This is a genomic window from Pseudoduganella sp. GW821-FHT11H04, assembly GCF_058807935.1.
Genome location: NZ_JBXARE010000002.1, coordinates 344821 through 361720, shown reverse-complemented (window position 1 = coordinate 361720; position 16900 = coordinate 344821). Strand labels below are relative to the sequence as shown.

Genomic DNA, 16900 nt, shown 5'->3' with positions numbered 1-16900 from the left:
CCCGAGTGACATTAGGTCTTCGCCTGCTTTCCACCTTCACCCCCTGAGGTAGCGTCAATGAACGACATGACCGAATTGCCGGAAGAGTTGGACCTTAAACTGATCCTGTCCACTCTCATGGCCCTTAAAAAAGGTGACTTTTCTGCGCGCCTGCCGTCCGACTGGACCGGCGTGTCGGGCAAGATCGCCGATACCCTCAACGACATCATCGAAACCAATGAACGCATGGTAAAGACGGTGACGGAGGTGAGCCGCGTGGTGGGCCGTGAGGGCCGCCTGACGCAGCGTGCGAATGTGCATGTCCCTGGCGGCTACGCCACCATCATCAGTGCGGTCAACACCCTGATCGATGACCTGGTTCGACCTACCACCGAAATGGCGCGCGTGATCGGCGCCGTGGCAAAGGGCGACTTGTCGCAGACCATGGCGCTGGAGGTTGACGGCCATCCGCTGAAAGGCCAGTACCTGCGTGCGGCGATGACCGCGAACACGATGGTGGAGCAGCTGACATCCTTCTCGTCCGAAGTGACGCGCGTGGCGCGCGAGGTGGGTACCGAGGGTAAGCTGGGCGGCCAGGCGCAGGTGAAGGGTGTGGCGGGTACGTGGAAAGACTTGACCGACTCCGTGAACTCGATGGCGGGTAACCTGACTTCCCAGGTCCGTAACATTGCGGAGGTGACGACTGCCGTGGCGAACGGCGACTTGTCCAAAAAGATTACGGTGGACGTGCGCGGCGAGATCCTGCAATTGAAAGACACCATCAACGTAATGGTGGACCAGCTTCGCTCCTTTGCATCCGAAGTGACGCGCGTGGCCCGTGAAGTGGGTACCGAGGGCAAGCTGGGCGGCCAGGCTTATGTGCCGGGCGTTGGCGGTACCTGGAAGGACTTGACCGATAACGTGAACTTCATGGCGTCCAACCTTACCGGTCAGGTGAGGAATATTGCGGCGGTGACCACCGCTGTGGCAAACGGTGACTTGTCCAAAAAGATTACCGTGGACGTGAAGGGCGAAATCCTTGAACTGAAAAACACCATCAACGTGATGGTGGACCAGCTGTCATCCTTCGCATCGGAAGTGACCCGCGTTGCGCGTGAGGTGGGTACTGAGGGCAAGCTGGGCGGCCAGGCGCAGGTGAAGGGCGTGGCCGGTACGTGGAAGGACTTGACCGACTCCGTGAACTCCATGGCGGGTAACCTGACTTCCCAGGTGCGTAATATCGCGGAGGTGACCACCGCCGTGGCGAACGGCGACTTGTCCAAGAAGATTACGGTGGACGTGAAGGGCGAGATTCTCGAACTTAAAAATACCATCAACGTGATGGTGGACCAACTGAACTCCTTCGCTTCGGAGGTGACACGCGTGGCGCGTGAGGTGGGTACCGAAGGGAAGCTGGGCGGCCAGGCAAACGTGTCCGGCGTGGGCGGCACGTGGAAGGACTTGACCGACAACGTGAACTTCATGGCGTCCAACCTGACAGGCCAGGTGCGTAATATCGCGGAGGTGACCACCGCCGTGGCAAACGGAGACCTGTCCAAAAAGATTACCGTCGACGTTAAAGGCGAGATCCTTGAACTGAAAAACACCATTAACGTGATGGTGGACCAGCTGTCCTCCTTCGCATCGGAAGTGACCCGCGTGGCGCGTGAGGTGGGTACGGAAGGTAAGCTGGGCGGCCAGGCTTATGTGCCGGGCGTCGGCGGTACCTGGAAGGACTTGACCGACAACGTGAACTTCATGGCGTCCAACCTGACGGGCCAGGTGCGTAATATCGCGGCGGTGACCACCGCTGTGGCCCGCGGCGACTTGTCGAAAAAGATTACCGTGGACGTGAAGGGCGAGATCCTTGAGCTGAAAGACACCATCAACGTGATGGTGGACCAGCTGTCTTCCTTCGCATCGGAAGTGACCCGCGTCGCGCGCGAGGTGGGTACCGAAGGTAAGCTGGGCGGCCAGGCAAACGTGTCCGGCGTGGCAGGTACGTGGAAGGACTTGACCGAAAACGTGAACCAGCTGGCGGCAAACCTGACCAACCAGGTGCGCGCGATTGCGGAGGTGGCGACCGCCGTGACGCGCGGCGACTTGTCGCGTTCCATCCAGGTGGAGGCGCGCGGCGAGGTGTCCTACCTGAAGGACAATATCAATGAGATGATCCGCAACCTGAAGGAAACCACGCAGAAGAATGCGCAGCAGGACTGGCTGAAAACCAACCTGGCACGCTTCACCCGCCTACTGCAGGGCCAGCGCGATTTGCAGGCAGTGACGAAACTGATCCTGTCCGAGCTGGCGCCGCTGGTGTCGGCCCACCACGGCGTGTTCTATATGATGGACTCGCAGCTGGCGGACGCCCGCCTGCGCATGATCGCCAGCTACGGCTACCGCTCCTCGCGCAAGCTTCCGACTTCCTTTTTGCCTGGGGAAGGCCTGGTAGGCCAGTGCGCGCTGGAGAAAATGCGTATCTGGCTGACCGACGTGCCACGCGATTACATCGTGGTGAGCTCCGGCCTGGGCGCGGCGCCGCCGACCAATATCGTGGTGCTGCCTATCCTGTTCGAGCAGCAGGTGAAGGCGGTGATCGAGATCGCTTCGCTGGACCGCTTCACCGAGACCCACCTTTCCTTCCTTGACCAGTTGATGGAATCGATCGGCGTGGTGCTGAACACCATCGAGGCAAACAGCCGTACCGAATCGCTGCTGACGCAGTCGCAGTCGCTGGCGCAGGAACTTCAGCAGACCAACCAGGAGCTGGCGGAAAAGGCCCGCCTGCTATCCGAGCAGAATATCGAAGTGGAGCGGAAGAACCGCGAGGTGGAACAGGCGAAACTGGCGCTGGAAGAAAAAGCCACGCAGTTGGCGCTGTCCTCCAAGTACAAATCCGAGTTCCTGGCAAATATGTCGCACGAGCTGCGCACGCCTTTGAACTCGCTGTTGATCCTGGCGCAGCAACTGGGCGACAACCCGGAAGGAAACTTGTCCGGCAAGCAGGTGGAATTCGCCAAGACCATCCACGGTTCCGGCTCCGACTTGCTTACCCTGATTAACGACATCCTGGACCTGTCGAAGATCGAATCCGGCACCGTGACGCTGGACGTGTCGGAATACCGCTTCGCCAACCTGCGCAGCTATGTGGAGCGTACCTTCCGCCACATGGCCGAAGCGAAGCACCTCGGCTTCACGGTGGAACTGGGTGAGAACCTGCCCGCTTCCCTGATGACCGACACCACGCGCCTGCAGCAGGTGCTGAAAAACCTCCTGTCCAACGCGTTCAAGTTCACCAACCATGGCCAGGTTTCGCTCGGCATCGCACTGGTGGGGGCCGGCTGGAGCAACGATCACCCGAACCTGGGCAATGCAGACGCGGTGCTGGCATTCGCGGTCAGCGACACCGGCGTCGGTATCGCGGGCGACAAGCTGCAGCTGATTTTCGAGGCCTTCCAGCAGGCCGACGGTTCCACCGCACGTAAATACGGCGGTACCGGCCTTGGCCTGTCGATTTCGCGCGAGCTGGCCCGCCTGCTGGGCGGCGAGATCCGTGTTGAATCGACGGTCGGCGCCGGGTCCACCTTCACGCTGTTCCTGCCATATAACCGTTCCGGCTTTGTGTATTACGAGACTGCCCGCCTGCCGGCCATGCCACGCCTGCCGGCGCCTGCAAGCAACAACCCGATCATCGCAACGCCATCAGTGGTGTACGCAACACCGCCACAGGAACAGGTGGTCGAACAAGATGAGCAAATCTATGGCTCCACCATCGACGATCGCGGCCTGACGTCGCCGGGCGACCCTTCGGTGCTGATCATCGAGGACGACGAACGCTTCGCCAAAGTGGTGCTGGACTTCTCCCGCGAAAAGAACTTCAAGGGCATCGTCACCCACCAGGGCGACTGGGCTCTGAGCCTGGCGCGCGATTACCTGCCATCGGCCATCCTGCTCGACCTTGACTTGCCGGACATTGACGGCTTCACCGTGCTGGAACGTCTGAAACGCGATCCAAGCACGCGCCATATTCCCGTGCATGTGATGTCCAGCATGCGCGAGCGCGAGCGCGCGCTGCGTTCGGGCGCCATCTCCTACCTGAACAAACCGGTCAGCAAGGAAGACCTCAACGAAGAGTTCACGCGCATCCAACGCTTCCTGATCGGCGGCAAGCGCAACCTGCTCATAGTAGATGATGAAGAAAACCAGCGCGACGCCATGGTCAAGCTGATTGGCGACACAGACGTTGATATCACCGCGGTCGGCACCGGACAAGAAGCATTGAGCGCACTGCACGCCTCGCACTTCGATTGCATGGTGCTGGACCTGACCCTGCCCGATATCAGCGGCTTCGACCTGCTGGACATGATCGGCAAGGACCAGCGCCTGCGCGACCTGCCGATCGTGATCAACACCGCGAAGGAGTTGAACCGCAAGGAAGTGGCGAAGCTGAAACGCTACGCCAAGACCATCGTCATCAAGGATGCCCGCTCGCCGGAGCGCCTGCTGGATGAAACCGCCCTCTTCCTGCACCGTTCCCAGGCCAACCTGCCGGAAGCGCAGCGCCGCATGCTGGAAGAAGTGCACGCCGCCGATGCCGCACTGGCAGGGCGCAAAGTGCTGATCGTCGACGATGACTTGCGCAATATATTCGCCCTGTCTTCGCTGCTGGAACGGCAGCAGATGCTGGTGTCCTTCGCCGAGAACGGGCGCGACGGCATCGAGGTGCTGGAGCGCGACCCGACCATCGAAATCGTCCTGATGGACATCATGATGCCGGAGATGGACGGCTACGACACCATGCGCGCCATCCGCCGCATCCCTAAATTCCGTTCGCTGCCTATCATCACCTTGACGGCAAAAGCGATGAAGGGAGACCGCGACAAGTGTATTGCGGCCGGCGCTTCCGACTACATCACCAAGCCGGTGGACGTGGCGCAACTGCTGTCGCTGATGCGGGTTTGGCTCCATTGAGGGCGGCAATGATGGGCGCAGCAGAAGATTTGCGCCGCAGCGCGGCGCCGGAGCTGGAAGAACTCGAGCTGGAGCTGCTGCTGGAGGCGGTGGTGCGCCGCTTCGGCTTCGACTTCCGCCTGCACGACCGCGCGTCCTTGAAACGCAAGCTATTCGGCTTCATGCAGCAGCGCGGGATGGCCACGCTGTCGCAGCTGCAGGATCATGTGCTGCACGATCCTGCCACTGCGGGCAGCCTGCTGCGCGCCCTGCACGTGCCGCCGGCCACTCTATTCGACGACCCGACCGAAGCCCTGATGCTGCGCGAGGCCGCCGAGCATTCCCTGCGCGGCGCGGCCCTGCCTCGCATCTGGCTGGCCGATTGCGCAGGCGCGGGCCAGGCCTGGACTCTCGCCATCATCCTGGCCGAAATGGGGTTGCTGGCCCACGCTGAAATCCACGCCACCGTCGCCAGCGACGATATGCTGGACGAAGCAGCCGCCGCCTGGCTGCCGGAAGCCGAACTCGAAAGCGCCCAAGCCGCCTACGCGCAGGCGGGAGGCAAGAACCGCCTGGCCGACTACTTCAATATCCAGGCCGGACGCGTCACGCTGGCGCCCTCGCTGCGCAGCCATATCACCTGGGCGCAGTACAACCTGGTCACCGACGCATCGTTCAATGAGTTCAACCTGATCGCCTGCCGGCGCGCCTTGCCCGACTTCGGCCCGCTGCTGCGCCAGCGAGTGATCCAGCTTTTCCACGACAGCCTGGTGCCATTCGGCACCCTCGGCCTGGACCGCGAGCTCGATCCCGCCGATCCATTCAGTTCCGGCTACCAGGCGATATGCCCCGGCCAGCCCTGGTATAAGCGCATCAACTGACTTCATTAAGGAGTCCATCATGATCTTGCAAGGGAAACGCTGCATCATCCACGGCGCCGCAGGCGCCATTGGCAGTGCCGCGGCGCGTGCATTCGCGCGCGAAGGCGCCCGCTTGTTCCTCGCTGGCCGCACACTGCAGAAACTCGATGCACTGGCAGGGGAATTGCGTGCCGGAGGCGCAAGCGTGCATACCGCCCGTGTCGATGCATTGGATGAAGAATCCGTCCAGCAGCATGCACATGCCGTCGCCGAATCAGCGGGCGGCATTGATGTCATGCTCAATGCCTTAGGGATTCCACATGTGCAGGGTGTGCCGTTTGGCGAGTTGTCATTCCAGGACTTCCAGCAACCGGTGCAGGCCTATACACGCACCATCTTCCTCACCGTACAGGCGGCGGCGCGATATATGGTGAAACAGAAGTCAGGCGTAATCCTGACCCTGTCCACACCAGGTGCACGCCTCTCCGGCGCGGGTTTTCTTGGCAACGGCACGAGTAGCGCCGCAGTCGAAGCCATGTCGCGCATCCTGGCCGGAGAACTGGGACAGCAAGGTGTGCGCGTGATATGCATCCGCGCCGATGCGATTCCTGAAGCCGTTCCCGTTTCGCACTCCAAGGGCGCTTTTGAAGGCATGGCCAACAAGATGGGCATCAGCGTGGACGAGTTGTTGAAGGCCCGTGCAAGCAATGCCACCTTGCTGGGCCGCCTCCCCACGCTGGCCCAGCTTGGCGCATTCGCGGCTTTTGCCGCATCTGACGGCGCGGGCGCCATGACAGGCGCCATCGCCAATCTTACCTGCGGCTCGGTGCCGGACTAAGCTTCCAGTACGAAGGCCGCCGCCTGGAAGTCACCCTCCAGCCCGACCTTCACGCCGCGCCCCATCCAATACGCGCCGCTTGCCTTGGCAGGCGTCCCCGGGGCGGCCGCGCCTGCGATCGCGCGCAAGGCATAGACGGCGTTGGGGTCCAGGCCTCGCAGCTGGACCATCGGCTGCGCGGAACGCATCATGCTCGAATGCAGGAAGGCGAACAACACGGCCTGCTTGCGATCCTGCGACACGGACAGCGTAGCCGATCGCGGCGAGCCATTCCTCGGCGAGACCAGGCGATACAAATTCCCCAGCTGCACCGTGGCGCGAATGCGCTTGTACTCCTCCACCATTCGCTTGGCAGTAGCGAAGTCGTTTTCGTTCCAGTGTTTCAGATTGGCGCCGATGCCCAGGCCACCCTGCATCGCCGACAGGAAGCGGTACTCGAGCGAAGTCACGCGCCGGTTGACGAAATTCGGCGAGTCGGTCACCCAGGCCATCATGATGGCGGGCGCGTAGGCTTGCGTGAAGCCGTCCTGGATCACCAGGCGGTCGTAAGGGTCGGTGTTATCGGATGTCCAGACTTGCTCCGTGAGCTTCATGATGCCGAGGTCGACGCGCCCACCACCGCTGGCGCAGGACTCGATCTCCAGGCGAGGATGCCGGCGCCGCAATTCGGCCAGCAACCTATAAAGGTTATCCACGTATGCGACATAAAGCCGTTGCTGTTCATCCGGCGCTGCTTCCGGCCAGCCAGGCTCGGACCATGTGCGGTTATGGTCCCATTTCAGGTATTCGATCTTGTTGGTCGATACCAGTTCATCCAGCACCTTCAGCAGATGCTCGTACACGTCCTTCCGCGCGAGGTTCAGCACCAGCTGGTTACGCGCCTCCGAGCGTTGCCTGCCGGGGAAGTTGATCACCCAGTCGGGGTGAGTACGATACAAGTCGCTGTCGGGATTGACCATTTCCGGCTCTACCCACAGGCCGAACTGCATGCCCAATCCATTCACATGCTTGATCAGCGGTCCGAGTCCATTCGGGAACTTCTTGCGGTTGACCAGCCAGTCGCCCAATCCCTTCTTGTCGCTATTGCGCTCACCGAACCAGCCATCGTCCACTACGAAACGCTCGACGCCTATGCTTGCGGCTTTTCCAGCCAGCGCCATCTGCCCCGCTTCGGTGACGTCGAAGAAGGTCGCCTCCCACGAGTTGTAAAGCACGGGACGCAGGCGCGGCGCCGGAGCATTCGGCAGGATCTTCTCGCGCTGGTAACGGTGGAAAATACGCGAGGCGCCGCCAAAGCCTTCATTGGAAAAGCCCGCATAGAACACAGGGGACGCCAGGCTCTCGCCAGGCTTCAGGCGGTAATTGAAGTCGAAGGGGTTATAGCCAGCGGTAGCGTGCACCCCGCCCATCGCATCCATTTCGACGTTGATGCGCCACGAGCCGCTCCAGCCCAAGGCGCCAAACCACACCGGCCCCGACTCCTCGCCGGTCATATTCCGGCTCAGTGCAATCCAGGGATTGGACTGGTGGGAAGTCATTCCCTTGCGGCTTTCCACGAAAAACGCGCCCGGCGTTACGGCCCGCGTCTGGAGCATGAATTCCCCAGCCCAGCGGCCTGACAGGAAAGACAACTGGTAATCATCACTGTAAGGAAGATTCAGGCAGGCCGCCGCCATCTGGTCGACCTGGATCCAACTGCCGGTACGGTTTTCGACCGCGGCGGAACGGGCCACAATGCCCGTCGCTTCATCCATCGCATAAGTCAGGGAGACATGGACGGCGCGCTTTACGTCCTTCAGCTGCACCACCAACTGCTCGCCGCGGACCTGGTGGCCGATGTAGCGCAAATCCAGGTCGCGCACACCATCCGGGAAGCGGACCTTCAATGACGGCTCGGTCGTCAAGCCCCCGCCAAAGCCCGCAAACTCATAAGGCGTCAGGGCGATCGGCATTTCGTTCGAGGAGTTAGCTTCAACCATGACGGCTGCCGGCAGCGTGTCGCCCGCACCCAGTGCAGCGCCCCAGTACAGCGATTGCAGCTGGCCTTCGGCATTCACGCCAAACGCATACGTAGCACCACCGCCATCGAACCGGAACACCTTGCTGGAGTCGTCCACCAGCGCCTTAGCCCTCGCGCCTCCAGCAAAAGCCAGGCTGGCAGCACCGCCAAGTAATCCGAGAAATACTTTACGCCTGGCTTGATTCGTCCCCGTCATCTGATCCTCTTTGAGATTTGCAGTCATTCCCTGAGATTATCAAGGAAGCCACCATCTATACCGAAGCTATATCAGTTAGGACTAGATCATCGTGAAATCGAAATATCACTACTCGCTATCGTGTGCAAAATTGCACAACGTGAGTGCAGCACTGTCAGTTTCGCACAGTTAGCAAAACATGCACACTCCTCGCATAACAAAACCTGAGGAGACTTTGATGCGTGTGTCGAAAAACAATTTCATGCTGCGCCGCTCCGTGGCGGCGGTGATGATGACCCTTCCCGCCATGTACGCCCATCCAGTACTGGCGCAAACGGCCGACGGGGAGAAAGCTGAAGGCGCCATCGACCGCGTCATCGTCACTGCGCGCAAACGCGCGGAGCTGATCCAGGACGTTCCAGGCTCGGTCACCGCACTGTCCGGCGCCCAGCTGGATAAGAAAGCCCTGCCCGACATCACCGCGCTGACCGATATCGTGCCGAATACCACGCTCAAAGCCTCGCGCGGAACCAACACCACCCTGACCGCCTTCATCCGCGGCATCGGCCAGCAAGACCCGGTGGCCGGCTTCGAGCAAGGCGTGGGCATCTACCTGGACGACATCTACCTGGCCCGCCCGCAAGGCGCGTTGACCGACATCTACGACCTGGAACGCATTGAAGTCCTGCGCGGCCCGCAAGGCACCCTGTATGGCCGTAACACCATCGGCGGCGCCGTCAAATACGTAACGCGCAGGCTGTCCCCCAACCCGACCTTTGAAATCAAGGGAGCACTGGGCAGCTACAAACAGCACGACCTGGTACTGAAAGGCAGCAGCCCGATCAGCGACATCTTGCGCGTGGGCGCCACCATCGGCACCTTCAACCGCGACGGCTTCGGCAAGAACGTGGTCAATGGCCGAGAAAATTACAACAAGGACGTCGGCGCAGCACGCGTCAGCGCCGAACTGGTGCCGAGCTCCGACCTGTTCATCCGCCTGGCAGCCGATTACACCAAGGACGATTCCGAGCCGAAGCAAGGCTACCGCCTGTTGAATGGCCCACCGCCTGCCAATGAGCCGCCGCTGGACGGCGCTTACGACACCCGCGCCAACCTGTACAAGGTGAATGGCCATGAACAGCAGGTGACCACCAAGGGCGCCTCGCTGACCATCGACTACAACATTACGCCGGAGACCATGTTCAAGTCGGTGACGGCGCACCGCTCCTCCAAGTCCTACGCGCCGATCGACTTCGATTCGCTGAACGCCCCATTGTGGGAAGCGCCGGCTATCTACAGCGACAAGCAGGATAGCCAGGAATTCCAGCTGACCTACACCGGCTCCAAATGGCAAGGCGTGGCAGGCCTGTTCTACATGAAGACCAACGCCTTCAACGAATTCGACGTGCTGTACGGCGCGGGCACAGGCTTCTCGCTGCTGACGCGCGACGATATCGATTCCAAGACCTGGGCGGTCTACGCCGACGCCAGCTACAACGTCACCGAAGCTTTCAGCGTGAGCGTAGGCGGCCGCTGGACCGATGACGAACGCGAAGCCGCTATCTACAAGCGTACCTATCTCGGCCTGGCTGGCTCGCCGAACCTGGGCAACCCGGCTGCAGTAGGCCTGGCGCCCAACACCGATATGAGCAAGGACGACTTGCACCGCAAGGACAAGAAGTTCACTCCGAAACTCGGCTTCGGCTGGAAAATCTCGCCAGAGCATAACCTGTACGGCAGCTACCAGAGCGGCTTCAAAGGCGGCATGTTCGACCCGCGCATGGACCTGGCCGCGACCGGTGGGCCTAACACCCCCGCTTCGCTGGAAAAGCGCAAGGGCGTCAATCCAGAGGAAGTCGACTCGGTTGAACTGGGCCTGAAATCCTCGCTGAACGGCGGCCGCCTGCAAACCAATGCGGCCGTGTTCTACACCGATTACAAGAATGTGCAGATTCCCGGTTCGATCCCGACCTTCAACGCTCAGGGTCAGGTGAGCGGCTTCGCCGGCACGCTAACCAACGCCGGCAAGGCCAAGATCAAAGGTGTGGAACTGGAAGCGATCGCCCGCGTGACCGACAGCCTGACCCTGAACGGCATGCTGAGCTACATCGACGCCGAGTACAAGGAATGGATGGTCGCCAGCGGTGCAAACCTGGTCAACGTCGCCAAGAGCGCTGAATTCCAGAACACGCCGAAGAAATCGGCCAACCTGGGCGCCACTTATGAATGGCCAGTCAGCCTGTTCGGCCGCGGCGGCAGCATGAGCTTCAACCCGAGCATGTCCTACAAGGACAAGGTCTACCAGGCTGAAATCGTGCGCCTGACAGGCATCGCATCGATGGACGCACTGGTGCCGCAAAACCTGATGCTGGCCCAAGGAGGCTTCACCCTGTGGGACGCCGGCCTGGTATGGACCAGCTCCGACCGTCGCTTGCAAATCGGACTGCACGGCCGCAACCTGACGGATAAACGCTACAAAGTGGCAGGCTACGCCTTCGGCGGCTTCTTCAACACGGTCACCACCTACTACGGCGACCCACGCACCTACAAACTCACTGCCTCGTACAAGTTCTGAACGCACGTTACGATTGGTGAGAATCCTTTCGCGCTGACAGGAATATCATGGCAGTGAGGAGAGCCAGATGTTGCTCGAGCGCGAAAGGGAGTTGGAAACACTACAGCGGCTAGCCAGCCGTGCCGACTCCGGCGTGGGCGGCATGGCTCTTGTGCTGGGCGAAGCCGGCATTGGCAAGTCATCCTTGCTGCAAGCCTTCGCGGCACCGCTGCGTGACCGCTTCCTAGTCCTGCAAGGCGCTTGCGAAGACCTGTCCACGCCCCGCGTCCTCGGCCCCTTGCGCGACTTTGCCCACGAACTGGGTCCCGACGTTGTTTCCGCCATCGATAATGCCGCCAGTCCCGACCAGCTGATGCCACTGCTGCTTGGCCGCCTGTCTGCGCAGCCGCGCCCCGTGCTGGTGCTGTGCGAAGATTTGCACTGGGCCGACCAGGCGACGCTGGACTTGCTGAAGTACCTCGCCCGCCGAATCAGCGGCCAGCGCATCCTGCTGCTGGCCAGCGTCCGCAATGATGAACTGCCGCCCGACCACGCCTTCTGGCGCTGGGCCGGCGATCTGCCAGCCGCGAGCACCCAGCGCATCGCGCTGCCGCCGCTTTCACCGCAAGCCGTCGCCACGCTGGCGCGCAATGCACCCTGCGATCCGGCGGAGCTGTACCGCGTAACCGGCGGCAATCCCTTTTTCCTCTCTGAGCTGTTGACTGATTGCGACAGCACGCCCGACCACCTTCCCGCTTCGGTGCGCGACGCCGTGTGGGCGCGCATGTCGCGCCTGCCCACACAGGTTCGTACCGTGCTCGAACTGGTCAGCGTCAGTCCCGTCGCGCTGGAAGAGTGGCTGCTGGAAGTCGTGCTGGGCGACGATGGGCACGACGCCATCGACGGCAGCGTCGATAGCGGCCTGCTGCAGCGGGCGAATCCCGGACTGCTGTCGTTCCGCCACGAACTGGCGCGCCAGGCCGTCCTGAACGGCTTGCGTCCCGCCGCCTCGCGCGCCCTGCATAAGCGCCTGTGCAAAGCGCTTACCGAGCAGGCGCCAAGCCATGCGCGGGTGGAATTGGCGCGTCTTGTGCACCACGCCACCGGCGCCCAGGATGCGCATATGGTGCTGCAGCTTGCGCCGCGCGCGGCACGCCAGGCGGCCCGGCTGGGCGCCCACCGCCAGGCGGCAGCCCACCTGGCCAGCGCCCTGCAATTCGTTGATGCCGTCAGTTGGACCGGTGAAGCCGCCCAGCTTTACGAAGACTGGGCTTATGAAGCGGGCCTGCAGCGCATCGACGAGCGCCTGATCGACGCACGCAAGCGGGCCATTGAGCTTTGGCAGAGCGTGGACCGGCCGGACAAGGTCGGCCTGAACCTGCGCTGGCTGGCGCGCACCTATTGGTACCGCGGCGAGTCCAAAGAAGCAGAACGCTATGGACTGGAAGCGATCCGCACCCTGGAGCAGCTGCCGAACAGCAAAGAGCTGGCCATGGCCTACAGCATGCGCTCCCAGCACCAGCTGCTGCAAAACCACCCTGCATCCGCCATCGAATGGGGCCGGCTGGCACTGGAACTGGCCACGGCATTGGACGACCACGACACACGCGTCCATGCACTGACCAATATCGGCAGCGCCAAACTATTCCTGGGCGACGGAAAGGGCCAGCAGGAAATGGAAGAAGGCCTGCAATGCGCGCTGGCCCAGCACCTGCACGAACACGCGGCCCGCATCTACAGCAACTGGATCGAATACGCCGTCGTCTTCAAGCAGTTCGCGCTGGCGGAGCGCCTGCTGGCCGACGGCCTGGCCTACCACCGCGAACATGAACTGGACGCCTGGGTGCATTACCTCACCGGCTGGCAAGCCCAGCTCCATCTCGACAAGGGCGAATTCGCCGCCGCAGCCGCGCTGGCGCGGCAGGTGCTCGCCCTGCCCGACCTTAGCCTGGTGATGCGCCTGCCCGCGTTGACGGTGCTGGGCCGCACGCTGTCGCGCCAGGGCGATGCGGAAGCAAGCAGCTGCCTGCAGGAAGCCCTACAATGGGCGCGCGCCACTGGCGAGTCGCAACGCCTGCTGCCGGTGCTGCTGGCGCTGACGGAAGCAGCCTGGCAAGCGCAGGACATCGAGCTTTGCCGCCGCTGGCTGGAAGAAGCCGCCAAATTCGATTTCTCAGGCGTGAATGCCTGGGACCTGGCCGAGGTCTGCGTCTGGCAGCAACGCGCGTCGGTAGCGCCTCTGCCCGAATGCGAGCATCCACCGCCAGCGCCGCGCGCCGCCGAATTGTCCGGCCACGGGCAAGCCGCCTGCGACGCCTGGCTGGCGCTCTGCCTTCCCTTCGAGGCGGCGCTGGCCCTGCTCGACATACCGGGCGAATCGGCGGCGCAAGCCATGCCGAAAGCCGTTGCGCTGCTGGAGCAGATCGGCGCCGCCCCGGCCGCCGCGATGGCTCGCCAGCGCGCACGGGCCTGCGGCGCGCAAGCCCAGTTGCCCAAATCCCGGCGCGGCCCCTACGCAGCGGCGCGCGAACACCCGAGCGGCCTCACACGCCGCGAAGCCCAAGTGCTGGAACTGTTGCTGGAAGGCCTGAGCAACCTCGAAATTGCCCAGCGCTTGTGCCGTTCCGAACGCACCGTCGAACACCATGTTTCCACCCTGCTAGGCAAGATGGGGGCCACCACCCGCATCGACCTGCTGCGCCGCCCACCCACCTCACTGCATAAAAACTAGGTGCTGGCCGCCATGGAATCTGGGTGCCAGTACCAATTCGCCAAACCTTCCCTCCGCCTAAAGTGACAGCCATGAAAAGCCCAAGGGGCGAGGTTCACCGCCTGGTCCAGCCCACCCGCCCTTGTTCCCTACCGGACCGCATGGAGAACGTCATGGAAGAGCTGAGCATGCGCAATACCCAAACCAAGAACAACCACATCAAGATTGTCGTCAGTGAAGGCAAGGTCACCCTGGAAGAACTGCACCGCGCCCTTGATATCGCCGTGGCCCAGATGGTGCCAAAAGGCGGCTGCAACTGCGGCCTCACGGGTTTCGACCTGACCTTCCTGCGCGGCGATCCATCGATCGGACGGGTGCTGCGCGAAGTGCCGCATATCGAAGGCGCGGTAATCCAGCATGAAACCGTCTTCCGCTAACTTGCTGTCTGCCGACCCGCGCCCGGCACTGGGCGTGGGCGTCAGCTACGAAGGACGCGATCCGGCGCTGCTGGAGATGATGCTGCAGCACGCGGACATCATCGAGGTGACGCCGGAAACCATGTCGATAGCCGACGGCGATCGCATCTACCTCGATCCCGCCATCATCGCTGAACTGAAAAACATCGACCGCGAAAAAACCATCGTGGTGCATGGCGTCAGCCTCTCCATCGGTTCCCACGACGGCTGGTCGCCGACCTACCTCCACCTGCTGGACGATTTGATGGACCAGGTGCGCGTGCGCTGGCACAGCGAACACCTGGGCTACACCCGCGTCGACGGCGAACATCTCGGCATCATGCTGGCCATGCCGCGCACCGAGCAGGCGGCCGAACTGGTGGCGCAGCGGGCCTGGTGCCTGCAGCAGCGCTACGGCATTCCCTTCCTGCTGGAGAATATCGTGCACGTGGTGCCCGACTGTCCGGCCGACTACAGCGACGCGGGCTTTCTCAACGCCATTACGGCGCACAGCGGCTGCGGCTTGATCCTCGATGTCTACAACCTCGAATGCGATGAGCACAACCACGCGCTCGACATCCAGGCCTTCCTGGCGGAGCTGGACGGAAGCCATGTGCACGAGCTGCATGTAGCCTGCGGCGTGCAGCACAATGGCCTGATGCTGGACGTGCATTCGCGCCTGCCGCGCCCATGCACCATGGACCTGGCGCATCAAGTCCTGCGCGACATCGCCACCGAAGCGGAAGTGATAGTGTATGAATTCATGCCCGAAGCCGTGCCTGGCCTGGGCCATGCTGCAATCGCCGACACCCTGCGGCAAATGCGTCAACGCGAATGGAGGTAAGAATGGACCTTGGCAACCATCAGCGAATGCTGCTTGGCCTGATGCGCGACAGCTACCAGCCGGGCGAAAACGATCCGCCCTACTACCAGCGGGTGGCCGCCTCGGCTGACCTGCGGGAAGCGCGCGGCAACGTCCACCTGTGGCGAATCTATGTTCTGGAGCGTACCTGTGTGCTGACCGTTGAATTAATGCGCCAGGGCGCGATGCTGGACGAGGCTCTGGAAGCGTTCATCAAGGAAAAGAATATCTCGCCTTTCCGCGAGTACCAGCCGCTGGCCTTCCTGGACTACCTGGCCGGCCATGAGGACCCGCTCGTCGTTTCGGTTTCGCAGTTCGAACTGGCGCTGATGAAGGCGCGCGAGGGCGATCCATGCCATTATTTTGTGGACTGGAGCTATGACCCGGTGCCCATCCTGCACGCGCTGGCGCTCCACACCGCCTTACCGGACACTGCGCCGCCCAACCTGCACCGCATCGAGATCGGCGGCGACCTGCCTCATTTATTCGAGATAAACAGGTTGGAGCGCGATTCGGCGAACTGGCGCAGCAGGTTCCAGACGGCGCGCACGCGCGGCAACCTGTACAAGTCCACCGGCGCCACCAGCCAGTAAGCGCGCTCCAGGAACACTTCGTCCTGCAGCACCGGCACCAGCCGGCCATCGGTCGCCATATACGGCGGCGCCATCATCAGGCCCAGGCCCGCCGCAGCCGCCTCGGCCTGCGCCAGCATGCCGGTGCAGCACAAGCGGCGTCGCGGGTTGACGCCCAGTTCATCGAGGAAGTTCAGCTCATTGCTGGCCAGGCGGTCCTGCACATAGTCGACAAAATCGTGACCCGCCAGGTCGCTGCGTTTCTTGATCGGCGCATGGCGCGCCAGGTACGCCGGCGAACCGTACACGTACAGGCGGAAGGACGCCAGGCGCGTCACCATGTACCGGCCCGTATTGGGCGCATCCAGCGTCACGCCCAGGTCCGCCTCGCGGCTTGCCAGGTTGGCGAAGCGCGGCTGCACCAGAAGGTCCACCGACAAATCAGGATAATCCTGCAGGAACTGCGCCAGCAGCGGCGTGATGAAGCGTACGCCCAGCGCCTCCGGCACGCCGAGGCGTACCACGCCCCGGATGGCGACTTCGGTGCCGGACAACTGCCCCTGCGCCGCCAGCACGGCGCTTTCCATCGCCTCCGCGTGCGGCAGGACTGCGTTCCCCATCTCAGTCAGCTCATACCCCTCGCGCGAGCGGTCGAACAGCGTAGCGCCCAATTGCTGCTCCAGGCGGTCGATGCGGCGCGAAACGGTGGTGTGCTCCACTTCCAGGCGGCGCGAGGCGCCGGACAGGGTACCGGAGCGCGCCAGCTCCAGGAAGAAGCGCAGGTCGGTCCATTCGGGCAGTGTTTTCATGCGGGGTATTGTGCATCATTTTCGCTTCGCATTGTGCGACTGTGCAAAATTGCACACACAGTGGGCGCCGCCTCCGGTTCCGCGTTTGATGCATTTCTTGCACACTGCACGCTCCT

10 protein-coding genes are annotated in these 16900 nt (G+C 62.4%); 8 read left to right on the top strand and 2 right to left on the bottom strand.

Annotated features, from left to right (window positions below; translation table 11 throughout):
* Nucleotides 1-57 precede the first annotated feature (57 nt).
* From AC1RTP_RS05460 to AC1RTP_RS05450, 3 genes are read left to right on the top strand one after another with little or no spacing between them, the layout of a single operon-like run.
* Complete coding sequence (locus AC1RTP_RS05460; RefSeq protein ID WP_498605429.1) at nt 58-4950, top strand: hybrid sensor histidine kinase/response regulator; 4893 nt, start codon at nt 58-60, stop codon at nt 4948-4950.
* Nucleotides 4951-4958: 8 nt separating this feature from the next.
* Complete coding sequence (locus AC1RTP_RS05455) at nt 4959-5810, top strand: CheR family methyltransferase (protein WP_498605426.1); 852 nt, start codon at nt 4959-4961, stop codon at nt 5808-5810.
* A gap of 19 nt (nt 5811-5829) precedes the next feature.
* The gene (locus AC1RTP_RS05450) at nt 5830-6627 is read left to right on the top strand and encodes an SDR family NAD(P)-dependent oxidoreductase (protein ID WP_498605421.1); all 798 of its coding nucleotides are present in this window, start codon (nt 5830-5832) and stop codon (nt 6625-6627) included.
* On the opposite strand, the gene AC1RTP_RS05445 is transcribed toward AC1RTP_RS05450, so the two are convergent.
* On the bottom strand, nt 6624-8843 hold the full coding sequence (locus AC1RTP_RS05445) for an alpha-galactosidase (protein ID WP_498605418.1): 2220 nt from the start codon (nt 8841-8843) through the stop codon (nt 6624-6626). The genes AC1RTP_RS05450 and AC1RTP_RS05445 overlap by 4 nt on opposite strands.
* 217 nt (nt 8844-9060) lie before the next feature.
* Between AC1RTP_RS05445 and AC1RTP_RS05440 the strand changes: the two genes are divergently transcribed.
* The 5 genes from AC1RTP_RS05440 to AC1RTP_RS05420 all read left to right on the top strand — a co-directional run bounded on the left by AC1RTP_RS05440 (nt 9061) and on the right by AC1RTP_RS05420 (nt 15996).
* Nucleotides 9061-11397: a TonB-dependent receptor gene (locus tag AC1RTP_RS05440; RefSeq protein WP_498605415.1), complete on the top strand. Its 2337-nt coding sequence runs from the start codon at nt 9061-9063 to the stop codon at nt 11395-11397.
* A gap of 67 nt (nt 11398-11464) precedes the next feature.
* Entirely contained in the window at nt 11465-14107 is a 2643-nt protein-coding gene (locus AC1RTP_RS05435) for an AAA family ATPase (protein ID WP_498605411.1), read from the top strand.
* A gap of 71 nt (nt 14108-14178) precedes the next feature.
* A complete protein-coding gene (locus tag AC1RTP_RS05430; RefSeq protein ID WP_498605408.1) occupies nt 14179-14523 on the top strand; it encodes a hypothetical protein in 345 nt (114 codons plus the stop codon).
* Nucleotides 14504-15385, top strand: a complete 882-nt coding sequence (locus tag AC1RTP_RS05425; protein WP_498605406.1) for an MbnB/TglH/ChrH family RiPP precursor modification enzyme — start codon at nt 14504-14506, stop codon at nt 15383-15385. The genes AC1RTP_RS05430 and AC1RTP_RS05425 overlap by 20 nt, the downstream gene beginning before the upstream one ends.
* A 2-nt stretch (nt 15386-15387) precedes the next feature.
* Nucleotides 15388-15996, top strand: a complete 609-nt coding sequence (locus AC1RTP_RS05420) for a hypothetical protein (protein ID WP_498605404.1) — start codon at nt 15388-15390, stop codon at nt 15994-15996.
* Here AC1RTP_RS05420 and AC1RTP_RS05415 read toward each other — a convergent pair.
* Nucleotides 15882-16784 carry a LysR family transcriptional regulator gene (locus tag AC1RTP_RS05415; RefSeq protein WP_498605401.1) on the bottom strand — a complete coding sequence of 301 codons (903 nt, stop codon included), beginning with the start codon at nt 16782-16784 and terminating at the stop codon, nt 15882-15884. The two genes, AC1RTP_RS05420 and AC1RTP_RS05415, sit on opposite strands and share 115 nt — an antisense overlap.
* Nucleotides 16785-16900: the final 116 nt, after the last annotated feature.